Below are 17,564 nucleotides of genomic sequence, written 5' to 3'. Positions count from 1 at the left end.
GAGTAACCTCCGGGACTTTTTATATAGTGCTAATACCTTCTATTACAGGTGGATAGCCTCACCATAAGCAACCTCGATGGCGTCTTTTACAGACTCACTCATGGTTGGGTGTGGGTGGATAGAATCCAGTACTTCCTGGTAAGTAGTCTCCAGCTTACGTGCGGTTACGGTCTGTGCAATGATTTCGGTTACGTTTGCACCGATCATATGCGTACCCAGCCACTCACCGTACTTCGCATCGAAGATCACTTTGATAAATCCTTCGTTTGCACCGGCAGCTGTTGCTTTACCTGATGCAGAGAATGGGAATTTACCAACTTTCACTTCGTAACCAGCTTCTTTCGCTGCTTTCTCGGTGTAACCTACAGAAGCGATTTCGGGAGCGCAGTAGGTACAACCAGGAATGTTCATATAATCAATAGGCTCAGGTTTGTGAGCATATTTCTTTTCGTTGTAACCGATCGCCTCGATACAAACGATACCTTCCTTAGAAGCAACGTGTGCCAGTGCCTGACCAGGAACCATGTCACCAATAGCGAATATGCCTGGTACATTTGTCTGGTAGTACTTGTCAACCAGTACACGACCTTTGTCAGTCTTGATACCCAGCGCTTCCAGACCCAGGTTCTCGATGTTAGCCTGAATACCTACAGCACTCAGTACTACGTCTGCTTCCAGGCTGATTTCACCGGTAGCGGTCTTCACCTTCGCTTTCACGCCTTCTCCGTTGGCTTCAACAGCTTCAACAGATGCATTGGTCATGATTTCGATACCTTTCTTCTTGTAGATCTTCTCCAGTTCTTTAGAGATATCTTCGTCTTCAACCGGTACGATACGCGGCATGAATTCGACGATTGTTACCTTGGTACCCAGGGTAGCATAGAAGTAAGCAAACTCAACGCCGATAGCGCCGGAACCTACTACGATCATGGATTTAGGCTGCTTAGGCAGTACCATTGCTTCGCGGTATCCGATCACTTTCTTACCATCAATCTTCAGGTTAGGCAGTTCGCGGGCACGAGCACCAGTCGCCAGTACGATGTACTTAGCGTCGTGTACTACAGCTTTACCGTCCTTATCTGTAACTTCTACCTGGCCTTTAGCTTTCAGCTTACCGGTACCCAGCAGAACATCAATTTTGTTTTTCTTCATCAGGAACTGCACACCCTTGCTCATCTTGTCTGCAACACCACGGCTGCGCTTGATAACAGCATCAAAATCAGCGCTGCTTTCTCCTGCGTTGATTCCATAGGCCTTGGCATGCTGTATATATTCCAGTACCTGTGCAGATTTCAACAATGCCTTAGTAGGGATACAACCCCAGTTCAAGCAAATACCGCCCAGGTTCTCCCTTTCAACGATTGCCGTCTTAAATCCCAGCTGAGAAGCACGGATAGCAGCCACATATCCACCGGGGCCACTACCAATTACGATTACGTCGTATGCCATAATGCTTAATTTTAATTAAAACTTGCCAAAGGTAGTAAAAAAATGTGCAATTGCTAGTATGCTTGTAAACAGCCTTTTCAACTTCTTCCGGCAGGAGAAATCCCATTAGCCTCCTGAACTGACGAAATACCAGCCGGTTTAAACGAAAAAGCCCGGCCAAAAATAGCCAGGCTTTTCTTCTCTTCAATTAGAAGATCCATCAATATCTTGTCGGTATCTTATCGCAGATCCACCACTTCTACACCCGGATACTTCTTGGCATCGAAGCTGAATGTCGCATCGGTCAGGTTAGTATTAGGTGTGAAATTGGTAATCTCGTAAGTGTAACGATTTCCGTTCTTTTCAAACATTTTCATCTTCGAAATGTTCTGGTTTTTCTTGTCAATTGACACAATTACCTTGAAAACATTCTTAGACTTGTCTGTAGGTGTCATCTCAATGTTCTGATACACTTTACCTTTTTCAGTAGTTTCTGCATCCAAACGGTAGAGATAATCCTTATCGTAGAAGTTAGTGAACAGTTTAGCAGGCGTCAGCTGTGTGCTACCCTGATCTACATTGTTGATTGTCACCTCATTAGCATCCTTCTGGTAGGTCCAGCTGGTCTTATTATCGCTAATAATCTCCTGCCCTTCCAGGTTTACTTTATACTTACTTCCTTTTACATATACAGTTCCTTTCTTGGAATCTGTTACACTATTGTTGCCGCCTTCTACTTTCAATACGAAGTTAGCTACAACAGTTTTGAAGGTTGAAAACTTCTTGCTGACATTATCCAGGATCACCTTTGCTTTTGGGTCATTCGCACCCAGGCTACCTTTTGTCTGAGCCATGCCGCTCATTGCTACACTCCCTGCCAACATGCTCATGAATAAAATTTTCCTCATTACGGTAAGTTTTTTATTGTTGTAGTAGTAAAAACAAATGTTATGCCGGGACATGCCCGGTTTGTTAAGATTGTGCCAAAAAGGCGGACTTTATCGCCTGAGGCTGGTTTATTCCTCCTGATGTCTCATTAGCGATTGGTCAGGCAAAACCATACTTAGACCAGTATAAAGGTAAAAGGTTTAAATGCCTAAAATCCTCCCCCTAAATCGTTCAGGATCATCTCCAGGTCTGTCTCGGTCTTCACATTTACCTCCCTCGCCTTACTGCCCAGATTTGGCCCTACGATACCGGCTGCTTCCAGCTGATCCATCAGTCTGCCTGCCCTGTTATACCCCAGTTTCATTCTTCTTTGCAACAGCGATGTGGATCCCTGCTGGTTCTGCACGATCACCCTGGCGGCTTCCTCGAACAGGGGGTCCCTGTCCTGCAGGTTGACCTCTTTACCTTCCATATCCTTCTCATCCACATACTCCGGCAACAGGTACGCCTCTGGATAGGATCGCTGCTCACCAATAAACTCCGCAACTTTCTCCACTTCCGGGGTATCTACGAATGCACATTGCAGTCGTACAAGTTCGCCGTTGAACGACACCAGCATATCCCCCTGACCGATCAGCTGCTCTGCACCTCCTATATCCAGGATGGTACGGGAGTCGATCTTACTTGATACTTTGAAGGCGATACGTGCAGGGAAGTTGGCCTTGATCGTACCTGTAATAATATTTACGGAAGGACGTTGGGTAGCAATGATCAGGTGAATCCCCACCGCACGGGCTAACTGGGCCAGGCGTGCTATCGGCATTTCCACTTCCTTACCTGCTGTCATGATCAAATCTGCAAACTCATCGATCACGAGTACCACAAATGGCAGATAGCGGTGTCCCCGCTGTGGGTTCAGCCTGCGCTGTACGAATTTACTGTTATACTCACGGATGTTGCGGGTGCCGGCTTCTTTGAGCAGGTCGTACCGCAGATCCATTTCTATACACAAAGCATTCAGGGTATGAATAACCTTTTTGGTGTCTGTGATAATGGCATCTTCTTCGCCTGGTAGCTTGGCAAGGAAGTGTTTCTCAATCAGTTTATAGAGGGAGAGCTCCACTTTCTTGGGGTCTACCAGGATAAACTTCAGCTGGGAAGGATGTTTTTTGTACAGCAGGGACACCAGCAGGGTATTGATACCCACCGATTTACCCTGACCGGTAGCACCCGCCATGAGCAGGTGCGGCATTTTGGCCAGATCTGCAATGAAGTTTTCATTGTCAATCTTTTTACCTATAGCGATCGGCAGGTCCATATTACTCTGCTGGAACTTCTCGGAAGCCAGCAGGGCACGCAGCGATACCATGCTCTTTTTCACATTAGGTACTTCAATACCGATAGTACCCTTACCCGGGATTGGCGCGATAATACGAATGCCTAATGCAGACAGGCTCAATGCAATATCATCTTCCAGGTTCTTGATCCGGGAGATACGTACACCTGCCGCAGGTACAATTTCATAAAGGGTGACGGTAGGTCCTACGGTCGCACTGATCTTCTGGATAGAAATATCATAGTTCTTGAGGGTGCTGATGATCTGGTCTTTGTTTCTGTCCAGTTCAGCAGCATCCTGCACTACTTTTTCTGTATTGTGACTATCGAGCAGTTCGAGAGAAGGGTGTTTATAATCACGCAGGTCCAGAGACGGATCATAGGGATCTCTCTGTGCGGCTTCTCCTACGGTACCGGTAGCTTCGGGCAGCTCATCTTCCGTCTCGTCTTTACTGGGTTTGATTTCCCAGGCTACATCCTGGATGCCTTTGTCTTTTTTATTGCGGGCATTGGTTTGCTCTACCGTTTCTTCGATATACAATAAAGGACCCGGATCCTCTTCTTCCTCTTCTTCAATCAATTCTTCCTCTTCCTCTTCAATGACCTGAGGGTTGACAACAACCAGTGGCAATTCTTTTTCCACCAGCTGCATTTCTTCCATTTCCGGTTCTTCCAGGGATGGTACGATTACGTTCGTACCATTTTCTTTCAGTCCATTTTTGCGTTTAGCTTCTTTTTTCGCGGGGGATGCAGCTACTTCTTCTCCTGCCAGTGCATCTTCCGGCATGCCGGCCAACTGAGGCTTCGGTAATTTTGGTTTGCGCAATACCCATTTGAAATCCAGGTTGTACTTCCAGATACTCCATGCCAGGCCTGCTACCATCAGGAGTAAGGCTGCGCCGGCAGTACCGAGGAAACCAACGCTCCATTTGCTAACACTGTCACCCATAGCGCCGCCCCATGCAAAATCCGCAGCGGCGAGGCCGGCTACAAATGCAGCGGCTGTGCTGAGGTACAGTAAACCAAAGAGGATGTATTTAACATTGCGCCATACTTTGAATACCCGGCGACCAACGATGAAGTTGACACCAAGAATAAAGAACAGGTAGCAAAAGAGATAAGAAGCGATACCAAATCCTTTGTAAAAGAACCAATGGGAAACAAATGCCCCCAAACGACCGAGGAGGTTTTCGACTTTTACAGCGTCGTTGTCCATCAGGAGGATGTTGGCGCTGTAACGGAATACTTTGTCCTGGTCTTCCTGCCAGGTGAAAAGGTATGAGGTGAAAGCAATGAAACAATAAAGGGACAATAAAAGGGAGATCACCCCAAGTACTTTGTGGGTGCGCTCATCTTTTACCAGCTCCTTTACTTTTACCTCCGCTTCTTTTTCCTGCTTCAATACGTTGGGGTCATTAGCACGAGGAGTTTTTTTGCTTTCTGGTTTTTCAGTTTTCAGTTTGTTCTTAGACATATTTTATTGCGCTCCAAAATTAAGGCCACAGGTTGATATATTAAGAATTAATTTTCATATATACCTGAAAATAGCCATGATATTGGCCTGTGGCAGCATGGAAGAGATCCTTTTTCAGGCTTTGCAGCTGCCAGGATAATATTCCTTTTGACAGATTGCCAGCATGCCTGTGAATGGTCAGGATGATTTCAGTGCAAAAAAAATGGTTTTGCCACGAAGCAAAACCATTTCAGTAATTATTTTTTAATGATTAATTCCGTTTTAATGATCAATCTTCATAGAGTTTTACGATCCAGGCGGCCATTAATGTCATCACATCAGGATGAATTGTTTCATCCAGCGCGCCATATTCCTCTATTCTACAGGTAGTGCATTGCTGGAACAGGTGGTTCAACCCGGCAAAACTCCTCAGGGTCACCATTTCATTTCCTCCGGCTTTCAATCCTTTCTGAATACCCTGGAGATTAATGATGGCCGCTGTTTCCACATCCTTTTCTCCATTCAACGCCAGCACGGGGCATTTGATCTTTGCCAGATAGGGTGCCGGATCAAACTTCAGCAATGACAATGCTCTGGGACGAATATCTGCGGCATATACTTCACGAATGAACTGCTGTTTGCCAGCCACATTTGTACTATCTCCGAAGCGATTGTAAACAGCACCTAAATAGTTATAGGCAATCGTCTTCCTGGAAGCTGTATCCTTTTGATTGACCAGTACTTTCAGGTATGGCTGATAGTAGGCTTTGTAGTCCCTGATACGATCGGGAGAATCGCCATAAGATGCCGCCGTTGTCATCATTTTATTGACATACTGTGTTTGTCCATCTACCCCTGGTGCAGCCATGAGCAACAGGTAAGCGATCATTTTATCATTGGCTGCTACCATTTCGGCCACTGCGCCGCCCTCGCCATAGCCCAGCAATCCGATACCTACTGAATCGATATCCTTTCTGCTTCTCAGGAAATCGAGTGCAGCCTGCACATCATTGGCCAGATTACCAATGCTGGCAGAATCGTAGTTCCCGGTGCTATTACCTACTCCCCGCTGATCAAATCGTAAGGTAGCGATCCCTTTTCTTACAAAGTAATCTGCGATTACGGCAAACGGGCGATGGCCAAACATCTCGTTGTCGCGATCGGGATGACCTGCGCCGGGGATGAGTATGACCACTTTAAATCCATCCTTTGCTTTCGTGCCCGGTATGGTCAATGTGCCGCCGAGGAGTACTTTATCTACTTTATTGACAAATTTGACTTCTTCTGTATCGTAGGCAAATGTGCCCTTCGGCGTTTGTGGCCGGTCGGCCGACAGATCATTTTCTTTGAGTTCCTTGCGGGAGAAGTAAATGCTCACCCTATTGTTCACCTGATAAAAGAAGCCGTTGTAAGTATTACGGTTCGTCCATTCGCCCATGAACACCAGGCCAATACGGGGGATGGCAAACTTGAGACTATCACCGGTCACTGCTACGGTATCCATTTCTACCGGTGCATCTTCTTCATCGGGGTTTACCATTGTCCCTTCCCACTCTCCTTCTTCCCTGGTAAAGGTGAGCACCAGCCGTTGCTTCTGCCCCTGCGGGGTTTTCAGAATACCATACCACTTTCCGCTGATATCAGGACCGGATTGTGCAAATACGAACCCTCCCAGACAAAGGCCCAGGCAGGTCAAAACCACATATCTAAGCATACGTTCTTTTATTTCTTAATTACTGCCAGCAACAGGCAAAGCCATCCTGCAATGAAGAACACGCCGCCGATTGGTGTCAGGATACCGATGATTGATGGAAAGTCTATCTTTCCGAATCCTTTCAACGTTAACAGATAAAGAGACCCGGAGAACAGGATCACCCCTGTGATAAAGCAGCGCCCGGCCCATTGGGTCAGGGAACCGGGGAAATAAGCATATAGCAGTGCAACGGCTATTAAGGCAAAAGCATGGAGAAACTGGTAATTCACGCCTGTTTTATAGGCCCGTTCCAATGTATTCTTCATTGCTTCTGTAGTGGCCAGATCGTATAATTTATGTGCGCCGAAAGCCCCCAATATTACGCCTAACATGCCAAATATCGTTGCCCAGATCAAAAAGCCCTTATGCATTATCGTTCAGTCTTTTGGTAAATGTTTCTAATGTTACGGTGTCAGTTTCAGCTATTGTAATTTGTGCCTGTTGATAGAAAGGCTGCCTTTCCGCCAGTTTTTTCTCTACAAAAGCGAGTATTTCATCGTCTGGCAGATCTGCGATGAGCGGGCGTTTTGATTTCTTCCGCTTCAGCCGGTCTACAATCACAGGAAGTTCCGGATTGAGCCAGATGGTGGTTCCTCTCTCATTCATCACATCCATATTGTCCTGGAAGCAGGGCACCCCTCCCCCGCAGGAAATAAGGAAATTTTCTCCTTCTGACAGTTCGCGCAGCCAGAAGCTTTCCCTCGCCCGGAAGTAATCTTCTCCTTTGGTGGCAAAGATATCACTGATGGACATTTCCTCTGCTTCTACAATTACGTCATCAAGGTCATAGAATGGTAACTCCAGGTGCTCGGCCAGCTGTTTTCCCCAATAGGATTTGCCGGCACCCATGAAACCCAATAAAAATATTTTCAAGCAGTGTATATTTAAAAGGTGAATGCACTAAATAGTCCAGGATAGGCACAGGCCGTCCGCAATCATATATTGCAAAGATAGCCGTGCTTTTTTATCTACTTTGTTAAAATTACAATGCATGAAGCCATATTGTTGATATGGAAATGGCTCCAGCTGCATATTCTCTTTAAAATCAACCTGCCCGAGGCCGTACCATTTGAAAGCAGCCTCTTTGGCACTCCAGCAAATGGTTTTGTGGGCCAGCGAATTGGCCGGATCAATAAATTCCCGTTCCGTGGGTGAAAGGAATTTATGGCTCACTCTCTCAATTTTGTCGTTCATGCGCTCGATATCCACACCTACGGCACTTTCCTGGCTCACGATGGCAGCCACAAAATCGCCGCAATGAGAGATAGAAAAATGCAGACTATTGCAGGCTAAGATCGGTTTTCTGCTTTCCATGATCTGGATACTATCCAGCGGAAAGCCCGGAAATAGTTCTGTGAGCAGATACCGCCCGGCAAAATGTTGCAGGCGTTTATGCGGATGATGAATGGCGGGCGATATACTCACCCTTTTCCTGAAGAAGGTTTCGTCCTCTCCGATCTGCCATACTCCCAGCCGGCTGCCGGGAGATATTTGTATCGTACGTATTAATGGCATATCTTGCCAAATTAATACTAATTAACCAAATATATGATCCTGTCTGACAAAAGGATATTGGAGGAAATTGAGAAAGGCACTATCGTCATTTCACCTTACGACCGGAAATATCTCGGCACCAACTCTTACGACGTACATCTTGGCAAATACATGGCTACTTATAAAGACCGTGTACTGGATGCCCGTGAACACAATGAAATTGAACATTTTGAAATACCGGAAGAAGGGTATGTGTTGCAACCCGGCACACTGTACCTGGGTGTGACTGAGGAGTATACTGAAACCCACGCACATGTACCTTTCCTGGAAGGAAAGTCCAGTACCGGACGCCTGGGGATTGATATTCATGCAACAGCCGGGAAGGGTGATGTAGGGTTTTGTAATACCTGGACACTGGAGATCAGCTGTGCACAGCCTGTGCGGATCTATGCGGGCATGCCGATCGGACAGTTGATTTATTTCGTGGTGGAGGGTGATGTAGAGACTTTCTATAACAAGAAAGGGAATGCGAAATATAATGGCAGGACGGTAAAGCCGGTGGAGAGCATGATGTGGAAGAACCAGTTTTAGATTTTATTTAAATAGCTATAAAAAAAGCTTTTGCCTTCCGGCAAAAGCTTTTTTATTTGGATGCAAAGCAAAAGCCGGGGCAGCAGGTTCGTTGTACTGCCGGGCTCATTGCCTGCTTGTTATTTCAGGGAATTAATCCATGCTGCGATTTTCAGTGCATCTGCCTTCGGCACTTGTGGCATAGGCGGCATCTCCGTCGCATAATCCGGCCAGTTCTGTGGCTTAGGATTAGCGATCAGTTTTAAGATCTGATCGCTGGTGTATTTTCTTTTTGCAATGTCTTTGTACGCCGGACCTACCTGGCGCTTTTCTGCATTGTGACAGGCAAGACAAGTGTATTTGGCAAGCAAAGGTTTCACTTCTTCAAAAGAAGGCGCTTTCCTGGCAGCAGCGGCGGTAGTAGCAGCAGTAGCCGGCGTAGCCGCTGTTTTTGCAGGTGTAGCCGCTGCAGCTTTTGCCTTTACTTTTTCTGAATTGTAAGTGCTTGCCTGTGCAATTGGCAACTTCGCACCCTGCGGTATGTGGTGCAAGGTATAATATCCATTGTTGTGGATCAGGGAATAGAAATGTTCTTTTTCTCTCACTCCGTCCAACACGATATTGTGTACATAATCCAGTCGCAGACTATCTACAATGATCCTTGCCCTGAGGCCATCTTCAGATACCTTTACTCCTTTAACAGGGCACTGACCTATGTTCACCATTGGGCTACCGTACACGGCGTGGTACTTGTACGTGAAGTTCTCTACGTGGTAAGAAGCCAGGTCTTCTGCAGATTTCCTATCTACCGGCAGAGTGAATTCTATTTCAAAACCATCCGGCATGGCCTTGATCGTTTTCATTTCAAATGGCATCTTTTCATTCCATACCAGTCGTTGCAGACCTTCATTAGCATCACCTGCAGAACCCCATCCGCGGTTGGTTTCACCTACGAATAAAGTATTACCATCTTTGGCCCATGCCATTCTCAGCACACCAGACTGGAATCCCTGGCGGAAATCAAAAGACACCCCCTGGTATTCACCGTCTACTTTTTCCATTACCACACGCATGATCTTACTCTGCCCCTGGTCACCTACGAGCAACTGACCTGCGAAAGGACCAAAGCTGCCCTCGGGGATCTGTACGATCTCAGAGTTGGAAATACCTTGTATACCATGTGGCAGGATAACTGCCGGCAACTGTAAATCAGGTATTTCTTTCTTTACATCCATCAGCGTGACGAATTTCTCGTTCACCACATTTTCTGGTTTGATATAACGGCCTTCCGGATCTTTCACACGACGACCGTCTACCAGGGAATAGAACTGCTTTTCGGTTACTTTTACCGGGGAATTAGGTTCCTGAGACCATCGTAAGCCTGCAGGATGCCCGATGAAGGCACCTTTCTTCACCTGCCATACACCACCGGAACCTACCCAGTCGCCCTGATTTTCGGAGTAGAATAATTCACCGTTGATCATACCCAGCCCACATGGGGAACGGAAGCCGGTTGCATATGGTTCCATATGGCCATCTTCAAAGATGTGCATCATCCAGCCTCTCCAGGGAACACGGCTCTCTCCTCTCCACCATTCTTCGTCGCCAAAAGCTACGTTGCCGGATACAAAGAAAGATCCGTCGGGGGCTAATTTGGGTCCGAAACTATATTCATGATAGTGCCCGGACAATGGCCATGCATATACCGTTTCATATACATCTGCCTTCCCGTCCATGTTGGTATCCATGAGTTTTGTCAGTTCACCCCGTTGAGCGCAATACAAGGCACCATCCTTATAAACGAGGCCCAGAATTTCGTGCAGACCACTGGCAAATTTTGTCCAGTAGGGGTTGCGGCTATCGGGCGCATGTACCATCCAGACGTCTCCTCTGCGGGTAGATACCCCCAGGTCGCCGTTGGGTAATACGCAAAGCCCGCCTACTTCCAGCAGGATGCCTTCGGGGGCTTTCATTTTTAAGATCTTAAAATAGTCTTCTTCTTTAGGCGTTTCCTGGGCCTTTGTGGCCATCGAGGTTACGGCCAGCATCATGCCGCAAAGCACCGCCTTTTTTAATATGTTTTTCATGTGCAGGATTCAAAAGATTAAGGAACGATTAGAAAATGATGGCATAGCTCAGCTTACTGTGAATAGGAATGATCATTTCCTTTCCTTCAGCGGCATCACGGATGATCGGCTTTTCATTGCCGGTATTCTCCAGTTGCAGGTAATAGGCTTTGCCATCTACGATGTACAGATCTTTTGAAACAGGTTCAATTTTGCTACCTGCTACAATCTTTGCATACAGTCCATCTACAGGATTTGCGACGTTTATTTCGCGATGTACACCATGACCTTCAGCGAGTACCCGTACTTCGTCGGTTACTGTTGTGCCATAGATGAGGTATTTAAAAGTCGGGCGGTCTTTGTCGTCGAGCACATAACCTTTAGGACGATAACCGGTGCCGGTCGTATCGGAAAGCCATGCAGCCTGCGCATTGGCCAGTTTGGCCAGTGTGAAGGCCGGTTTGCCTAAAGTCTGTACAGTACCACGCGGACGGGAAGTACCATTACCCCTGTCATGCCACATAGGCGTGGCGTCGAGGAAACCACCTCTCCATACCTGTGCCAGCAGACCTCTGTCCATGTCGTAGGTATAGTGCACCTGTTCAGGGCTACCTACGTTTACGGCGTGCACAATGCGGGAACCTGGTACATCCATAAAGCTGCGGAGGATGGTATTTACAGGCGCGTCTACGTAGATAGGGTCTACATTGTCACGACGGTTGTTCTGTGCCTCATTGCCGGCTGCTCTCTTTTTGATGCTGATGTTCCTGAAAGCTACGGCACCGTGGTCACCCTGGAGCCGAAGTGGACCGGTAGCACTTTCTTTACCCCCATCCATTGCACCACGTGTGGCACCCAGTAGTTCCACATCTTCATGAATGACCGTGCCATTCAGGGTAATGAGGAGCATTCTTGCGTTGGCGATCTTTTTACCATTCGCATCAAAACGAGGTGCCTGAAAGGAAACCTGCAGGTGTTGCCAGAGGCCCGGTGCACGGCTTACATTGTAGCGGGGTGCATGACCTTCATACCCCTGCAATCCTGCCGGACGGCTATCTTCCCAGCGTTCGTAGATACCGCCGTTATCGCCGGCAGTAGGGTTAGTTTTGCTCCAGCTATCCAGCAGCTGGATTTCGTATCTACCTTCGAGATATACGCCTGAATTGGAACCGGGTGCCATCATATAGTCCAGTTCCAGGTCTATGTCTCCATATTCGGTATTGGTAAAAAGGTCTTGCCCCGGATGTTTTTTGTCCGGTAAGTTCAGGAGGACACCGGTACCTGGGGAGAAACTCAGTTCATGCGGTTTATCCAGTGCAGCAGCAGCGTCGGCGACGATGGACCAGCTGGGGCCTGGGTCATGAAAAGAGGATAAGTCCTGTAGTGGCAGACTGCCTGATTGTGCGGATGCTGGGTTGACAACAGCCATCCCCATACCACAGAGGCAAAGGAAGCCCATCAGAGACCGGCTAGCATGATTTTTCGATCTAAGTACCATAACGTTACAATAAGTTGCGCCAAAAGAAGTGAAATTTTTGCGTTGAGACCTTCTGACGATTATGCAATATAGAAATTGAATTTGGGAGAAGCAAGGGGTTGGGGAGGAATGATGATGGGTGGGGTGAATGCTGTGAGGGGGAAGCAACTGGTTAAGGATGAATGGCGATGGGTTGGTGGGGGGTGGAGTATACCGGTCATCCTCTGGATAATATTGGTTAGTCGAAGAAGCATCGAAGAAGCATCGAACAAGCATCGAACAAGCATCGAACAAGCATCGAAGAAGCGTCGAACAAGCATCGAACAAGCGTCGAAGAAAAAACGGATAGTAAGCGACTTTTCTTATTCCCTGATAAATGCCAGGTGAAGATTTTTATAAGCGGGTTTAGCCAATTGTACCTTGAGCTTTTTAAATGTTTCCATCGGCCCTTTGGTAGCAAAGAGGTTGACTAACCACACGGGAATGGAACCGCCCGGATCGGTTTCAAGTGTGTAGTCGATGTGCACCATGTTATTCTGTAATGGAGTCAGCACCCATTTACCATATGAATTACGTACTCTGATAATATCTTTTTTCTCAGGTACGTAATCATGTACGACCGGTCCATCGATGGTAACGACTTTTGTTTTGGTATCCTGCGTGGCAACGAGGTGCGCCACAAAATCGCGGTTGGTAATAGGCCACGGTAATGCTACTTCAGAATAATAAAAAAGCTCAGATGGACTCACCTGTTTAAGCAAGGTGGCCGATCTTGTGCTGTATACCCAGTCTTTTGCCGATGAAATATCGAGGATAATAGCTACCAGTTGGCTAAGCGTAGCTGGTACCGCAACTTTAACGCGTATAGCTTTCAAGTTGGAGTTTTCGACTGTCTTTGTGTAAATCTTAATCCCGTCCTTATCGTCTTTTAGTTTCCAGTCGTTCTGGGCGTAAGAAAAGAGGGGAAACAGCATAGCCGCGCTAATGATCATTAAACTTTTCTTCATATCTGTGCCTTGGCCAAATGGTTGATAGCAAATTGGCCGGTTGCTTGCAATTTACGGATTAAATATTTTAGCGAAGTTTGGAAGGCGCTTTCCTGAGTGATAGTACTACAATTTAGCAATACTATAACAGTTACCAGGAAAGCTCCTTACCCCGAGCAAAGCAATTTGCGGAGAATTTGGGAACCAGCGCCCTGCAGAAAGTTTCCTATTTGAGCAATTGAAGACAAACCTGTGATGACTTCATTTTCAACATAGGGGCTTTCTATACTAGCTCACAGCATACCTCACTTCGTGCGCTTCTGTAATATCCGGTACTTCCAGCTTATGTACAAGCCGCTGCATCACAGCAGCCGGTACAATTGCTTCCCGTGCACTATTCTGTTTAAACAATGCCTTATACGGGACTTCAACATATATGACGATTATCTCCACCGTATATTGTAAGCATAATGAAATTAATTGTTCCCGCATAGAACGTGTGACATTCGTTGCATTCCATACAAAACGCTGCTGGTTCCTCAGGTATACCCTGGCCTGCTCTTTGGCCTCCTGAATAACGCGTCCATTACCTGATTTATCCGTAGGGGCAATTTTCATACTTATCCTGATAGCATCTAACGATATTACAGGCCAGTCTTTATAATACTTTTGTACGTAAGTATCCTTTCCTGCCCCCGGCAAACCGCTCATGATCACTACTTTTGTTGCAGGCTGACCAAAGGGTACATAACTACGATCACTATCGGCTTTTTGCAGGTAATTCATTCTTGCATGTGCATTGGCAAAGTAAGGTGCCTGGCCCCAACATTGCTGCTCTTTGCACAGCTCTTCAAAACATTCAATTTTGTACAGCAGCTCTTCCTGATCAGGACAAATTCTACCCAATACATCTGCCTTCGCCAGCATAGCCAACAATCGCATATCTATCTGCAAAGCTGCTATGATCAAAGCTTTTACAGGATCTGGTTTTTCAAATATCCACAAAGGCAGGCCATGAAAACGCACCAGTTTTGCGATCTGTTCCCTGATAGCAAATGGTGCTGGTAACTCTTTATAAAGGAGCTGCCGGGTGGTCATTTCTCCTTTCCGGGCATGTCCAGGTGACGTTACCCTGCCATCGGGCAGGACTTCTGTGGTGCCTGCTTTTTCTACATCATGCAGTAAAGCAGCCGCCCACATCATTTCCTGTGTTTGCCCGTCGAGTGCGTGGTAGGCAGGTAAGTTCACCAATGCATCAATCACCATTTGCGTATGAACAGCAACATTTCCTTCTGCATGATGCGTAGGATCCTGCGGTGTATCGCGCATTCTTTTAATCCGATCGTAATGCGCTTCCAGATATTCCCATGATTTATTTTCACTGATAGTCCACATGTTGACCTCCTTCAAAATTTAACCGGGCACGACGCCAGTTCCGCGTCCAATGCACGTCTGTTTTTACGTGCCCTTTTCTTACATACTTAAATACGTGTTCAGCAAATGAGGTGGCAGGATAACTACCTGCATCTCTTGTAACCACGCCTTCCATGGTGACCGGAGCACCTGTGAATGCATCGTGTGCCGCAAAGGCGCCCGGGCCTTTGACAATGTCGAGCAGTTCACTTTCAAATGATTGCCGGGAAGTAGGTGCAGACATTTCTTTTATTACCGGTACTACCGGCAAATCTACCATTGCTGCATAAAAGCAGGTTTCTTCCCAGCTGAGCCACTGCCCGTTTTCTCTGACAGCAAACACATAAAAATGGTGATCCAGATTGCGATAGGCAATAGAGTGAATAGCGTATACATTCTCCAGGAATATTTCCAGGTCACCCAGGTCGTTTTTTATCAGCTGCCAATAGCGGCGCAGGCTCTCTGTCCAGGGAGATGTAGTAGGCGCTACGTGTGAGCGGGCAAATACACCATGCCGGGAGAGACAATTATTTTCACCGTCTAACTTCTCCGTATGTATGAGTGAGGGTATGGTGCTGATGTATTTCCAATAATCATGCTGGATACGATCATCACTGGTGGTACCCGGTGAGAACGGAAAATGATAGGTACGGCCATATTTTTCAGAAATAGCCATGTTGTTCAGGGTTTAGTAAAAGAAAAAGATTTCACAGGCCATGCCTGCAAGGATGCAGGTGGCAGGAGCAGTGGTTAATATGCCTGTGAGATTACATGGCGCAAGGTTTGAATTGTTTTTTTATTGGGCGCAAAGATAGGGATTACTTTTCGAAATTAAGACGATACTGTTCATCTACAGCCATCGGTTTTCTGGACACCTTGTTAATATCCTTTCCTTCTGCAGTGAATAATAGCGGAAAGAAATTAAACACCTCATTGCCATCCAGCTTAGCAACATCGTCCTGCCAGGATTGCCAGCGAAATCCTTTGTAAAAATCATTGAGATCACCACCGAAACACCAACCCAGGAAGTCAGAATAGGATAAATCCAATGATTCCCATGCCTGCGTATCCGGGGCCCAATAATATATTTTCCCCCGGTCATTGCCCAGCCCACCGCCATTTAGTGCAAAGTATCCACCCACGGCATCATCAGCAATAAGCAGATAGGCAGCATACTGGTCATAACCGGGCATGCCTTTACCCTTGTTCCATTCCGGCAGACTTCGGTTCAGGCGGGGACTGCCACCGCCCAATATCCTGATCCATCCATGATCGATGAAGATACCTCCGGTACTGTATACAATTGCTCCCATTGGAGAGCGGGTAGTTACCTGTGTTTTATAAAGTGCGTCCCTTCCCTTTTCAGCATCGACGGCGAGTACTTCCACGGCGTTCGTTGCATGTTGAATCCATTCCTGTACCACTGGCCATCCCGGATCTTCATTATTGATGAGTTCTTCTACTGAGCGCATTGGGTGAGTTTGTGCAAATGTGTTAACGGTTAAAGATAATAAACATGACAGTAGCCATATATAGTTCATAAGGTGCAATTTGGGATTACTGGCAAAGGTAGGCATGCAATTTGATTTTTCACCTGTGAAACTAAATGTTTACTATATGAAACACAGATTCATTCCATTGTTATTGGGGATAATCGTGTGGGGAGCCAGTTGTGTACCTCCGCGTAATGGTCCGCCAAGACCACCAAGTCCACCAAAGCCTCCAGCACCACCCCATGGAGCTATTCATGTAATGATACCGGATACCAGCTTCCAGGCACCGGTGGTAGCCATAAGATAAAAAAAGAGGCTTCTGTCTATAGCAGAAGCCTCTTTGATCTGAAATTATTTTGTTCTTGTTTCTTCCTGCAATTTATGGATGATCGCATCGAGCTTTTTAGGATCTTTCATGTAAGGTGAGAGGTCAAATAATTCAATTTTTCTAAAATCAGTCGGGGCACTTTCACTCTGTATGGAGATCGTACCCTCAGTCAGCAGACGTCCCTCCTTCAGCAGCGCCGGGTCAGCATCTGTCACATTTCCACCGCCTACCTGGGGTTTATTGTATACAATCACGGTATCATTAAATACGATGTGTTTAATTACAGAGTCACCTAACACAAGGGCGCCTACTTTTACCCACTGTTCTCCATGATAGGTTTTGGATGTACTGGTGATACAATGTTCTGTGATCAGCTTTCCGTCCATCACGACATTTGTACCGGGTGTACATAAATTACCTGTAGAGCGGGGATCTTTGCCATTCCCTCCTAACAACTGATTCTCCAGGGAGATGGGAAAATCCTGGTTCAATCCCATACTGGCCGCACTCTGGCCATGCAGCATCAGGCCGTTATTACGCAATGCCCATGCGGGTCCGCCTTTCACCTGTTCGCCTACAAAACGATATTCTGCAATTAGCAGATATGCGGAGAAATTTTTTCTATAAAACAGGTGGCCATAGCGCTCTCCCCATTCTTTGTACTGATCATAACGCACTTTGAGAATACCGTTTTCTACACGGAAAGTATTACCGAAATTATCGTTCATTTTATGGCCTCTGATCTTGATATCCCAGTTCTTCAGGTCTTTACCGTTAAAGAGTTGAATCCATCCTTTTTTCGATTTTTGCTGGGCCGAACAAGCGAGGGACAAAAGCAGGCAACCAGCCGTCAACAGTTTTTTCATAACTCTGTTTTTGA

At 46.6% G+C, this 17,564-nt stretch carries 16 protein-coding genes; 2 read left to right on the top strand and 14 right to left on the bottom strand.

All coding sequences use genetic code 11. The features are described 5' to 3' along the window. Positions 1-42: 42 nt before the first annotated feature. From lpdA to ABDW33_RS13040, 7 genes are all read right to left on the bottom strand, one after another. Complete coding sequence (gene lpdA / locus ABDW33_RS13070) at positions 43-1,449, bottom strand: dihydrolipoyl dehydrogenase (RefSeq protein ID WP_116855940.1); 1,407 nt, start codon at positions 1,447-1,449, stop codon at positions 43-45. Positions 1,450-1,667: 218 nt separating this feature from the next. Beyond that, positions 1,668-2,336 carry an outer membrane lipoprotein carrier protein LolA gene (locus tag ABDW33_RS13065; RefSeq protein WP_343690512.1) on the bottom strand — a complete coding sequence of 223 codons (669 nt, stop codon included), beginning with the start codon at positions 2,334-2,336 and terminating at the stop codon, positions 1,668-1,670. A gap of 188 nt (positions 2,337-2,524) precedes the next feature. Next, positions 2,525-5,125, bottom strand: a complete 2,601-nt coding sequence (locus tag ABDW33_RS13060) for a DNA translocase FtsK (protein ID WP_343690511.1) — start codon at positions 5,123-5,125, stop codon at positions 2,525-2,527. A 268-nt stretch (positions 5,126-5,393) separates the two neighbouring features. Continuing rightward, a complete protein-coding gene (locus tag ABDW33_RS13055) occupies positions 5,394-6,818 on the bottom strand; it encodes an alpha/beta hydrolase (protein WP_343690510.1) in 1,425 nt (474 codons plus the stop codon). 8 nt (positions 6,819-6,826) lie between these two features. Beyond that, positions 6,827-7,228, bottom strand: coding sequence for a DUF423 domain-containing protein (locus tag ABDW33_RS13050; RefSeq protein ID WP_343690509.1), 402 nt, complete (start codon positions 7,226-7,228; stop codon positions 6,827-6,829). Continuing rightward, complete coding sequence (locus ABDW33_RS13045; RefSeq protein ID WP_343690508.1) at positions 7,221-7,730, bottom strand: shikimate kinase; 510 nt, start codon at positions 7,728-7,730, stop codon at positions 7,221-7,223. Before ABDW33_RS13045 ends, ABDW33_RS13050 begins: the two co-directional genes overlap by 8 nt. 27 nt (positions 7,731-7,757) lie before the next feature. Then, positions 7,758-8,372 (bottom strand): 4'-phosphopantetheinyl transferase superfamily protein, encoded by a 615-nt coding sequence (locus ABDW33_RS13040; RefSeq protein WP_343690507.1) that lies wholly within the window; start codon positions 8,370-8,372, stop codon positions 7,758-7,760. A gap of 33 nt (positions 8,373-8,405) precedes the next feature. Between ABDW33_RS13040 and dcd the strand changes: the two genes are divergently transcribed. Continuing rightward, complete coding sequence (gene dcd / locus ABDW33_RS13035; RefSeq protein ID WP_343690506.1) at positions 8,406-8,942, top strand: dCTP deaminase; 537 nt, start codon at positions 8,406-8,408, stop codon at positions 8,940-8,942. Between the two features lie 119 nt (positions 8,943-9,061). Here dcd and ABDW33_RS13030 read toward each other — a convergent pair whose 3' ends face one another. The 6 genes from ABDW33_RS13030 to ABDW33_RS13005 form a co-directional block, all read right to left on the bottom strand. Continuing rightward, positions 9,062-11,008, bottom strand: a complete 1,947-nt coding sequence (locus ABDW33_RS13030; RefSeq protein ID WP_343690505.1) for a c-type cytochrome — start codon at positions 11,006-11,008, stop codon at positions 9,062-9,064. Between the two features lie 28 nt (positions 11,009-11,036). After that, positions 11,037-12,485 carry a DUF1080 domain-containing protein gene (locus ABDW33_RS13025; RefSeq protein ID WP_343690504.1) on the bottom strand — a complete coding sequence of 483 codons (1,449 nt, stop codon included), beginning with the start codon at positions 12,483-12,485 and terminating at the stop codon, positions 11,037-11,039. A gap of 341 nt (positions 12,486-12,826) precedes the next feature. Continuing rightward, positions 12,827-13,471 carry an START domain-containing protein gene (locus tag ABDW33_RS13020; RefSeq protein WP_343690503.1) on the bottom strand — a complete coding sequence of 215 codons (645 nt, stop codon included), beginning with the start codon at positions 13,469-13,471 and terminating at the stop codon, positions 12,827-12,829. Between the two features lie 267 nt (positions 13,472-13,738). Next, on the bottom strand, positions 13,739-14,845 hold the full coding sequence (locus ABDW33_RS13015; RefSeq protein WP_343690502.1) for an AAA family ATPase: 1,107 nt from the start codon (positions 14,843-14,845) through the stop codon (positions 13,739-13,741). Then, positions 14,829-15,539, bottom strand: a complete 711-nt coding sequence (locus ABDW33_RS13010; protein ID WP_343690501.1) for an RNA ligase family protein — start codon at positions 15,537-15,539, stop codon at positions 14,829-14,831. The genes ABDW33_RS13015 and ABDW33_RS13010 overlap by 17 nt, the downstream gene beginning before the upstream one ends. Positions 15,540-15,681: 142 nt before the next feature. Next, the gene (locus ABDW33_RS13005; RefSeq protein WP_343690500.1) at positions 15,682-16,335 is read right to left on the bottom strand and encodes a DUF2625 domain-containing protein; all 654 of its coding nucleotides are present in this window, start codon (positions 16,333-16,335) and stop codon (positions 15,682-15,684) included. A gap of 145 nt (positions 16,336-16,480) precedes the next feature. Here ABDW33_RS13005 and ABDW33_RS13000 point away from each other — a divergent pair, with 145 nt between their 5' ends. Continuing rightward, a complete protein-coding gene (locus ABDW33_RS13000; RefSeq protein WP_343690499.1) occupies positions 16,481-16,663 on the top strand; it encodes a hypothetical protein in 183 nt (60 codons plus the stop codon). A 44-nt stretch (positions 16,664-16,707) separates the two neighbouring features. Here the strand turns inward: ABDW33_RS13000 and ABDW33_RS12995 are convergent, their stop codons facing one another. Continuing rightward, positions 16,708-17,550, bottom strand: a complete 843-nt coding sequence (locus ABDW33_RS12995) for a DUF1080 domain-containing protein (protein WP_343690498.1) — start codon at positions 17,548-17,550, stop codon at positions 16,708-16,710. Between the last annotated feature and the right edge of the window lie 14 nt (positions 17,551-17,564).

Origin of the sequence: Chitinophaga sp. (assembly GCF_039596155.1) — a bacterium.
Classification (GTDB): Bacteria; Bacteroidota; Bacteroidia; order Chitinophagales; family Chitinophagaceae; genus Chitinophaga.
This window is presented reverse-complemented; position numbering and strand designations above follow the sequence as displayed.

Coding starts and splice junctions, on each gene's coding strand:
- lpdA (WP_116855940.1), bottom strand. CDS start 1,449: ATGGCATACGACGTAATCGTAATTGGTAGTGGCCCCGGTGGATATGTG.
- ABDW33_RS13065 (WP_343690512.1), bottom strand. CDS start 2,336: ATGAGGAAAATTTTATTCATGAGCATGTTGGCAGGGAGTGTAGCAATG.
- ABDW33_RS13060 (WP_343690511.1), bottom strand. CDS start 5,125: ATGTCTAAGAACAAACTGAAAACTGAAAAACCAGAAAGCAAAAAAACT.
- ABDW33_RS13055 (WP_343690510.1), bottom strand. CDS start 6,818: ATGCTTAGATATGTGGTTTTGACCTGCCTGGGCCTTTGTCTGGGAGGG.
- ABDW33_RS13050 (WP_343690509.1), bottom strand. CDS start 7,228: ATGCATAAGGGCTTTTTGATCTGGGCAACGATATTTGGCATGTTAGGC.
- ABDW33_RS13040 (WP_343690507.1), bottom strand. CDS start 8,372: ATGCCATTAATACGTACGATACAAATATCTCCCGGCAGCCGGCTGGGA.
- dcd (WP_343690506.1), top strand. CDS start 8,406: ATGATCCTGTCTGACAAAAGGATATTGGAGGAAATTGAGAAAGGCACT.
- ABDW33_RS13030 (WP_343690505.1), bottom strand. CDS start 11,008: ATGAAAAACATATTAAAAAAGGCGGTGCTTTGCGGCATGATGCTGGCC.
- ABDW33_RS13025 (WP_343690504.1), bottom strand. CDS start 12,485: ATGGTACTTAGATCGAAAAATCATGCTAGCCGGTCTCTGATGGGCTTC.
- ABDW33_RS13020 (WP_343690503.1), bottom strand. CDS start 13,471: ATGAAGAAAAGTTTAATGATCATTAGCGCGGCTATGCTGTTTCCCCTC.
- ABDW33_RS13015 (WP_343690502.1), bottom strand. CDS start 14,845: ATGTGGACTATCAGTGAAAATAAATCATGGGAATATCTGGAAGCGCAT.
- ABDW33_RS13010 (WP_343690501.1), bottom strand. CDS start 15,539: ATGGCTATTTCTGAAAAATATGGCCGTACCTATCATTTTCCGTTCTCA.
- ABDW33_RS13005 (WP_343690500.1), bottom strand. CDS start 16,335: ATGCGCTCAGTAGAAGAACTCATCAATAATGAAGATCCGGGATGGCCA.
- ABDW33_RS13000 (WP_343690499.1), top strand. CDS start 16,481: ATGAAACACAGATTCATTCCATTGTTATTGGGGATAATCGTGTGGGGA.
- ABDW33_RS12995 (WP_343690498.1), bottom strand. CDS start 17,550: ATGAAAAAACTGTTGACGGCTGGTTGCCTGCTTTTGTCCCTCGCTTGT.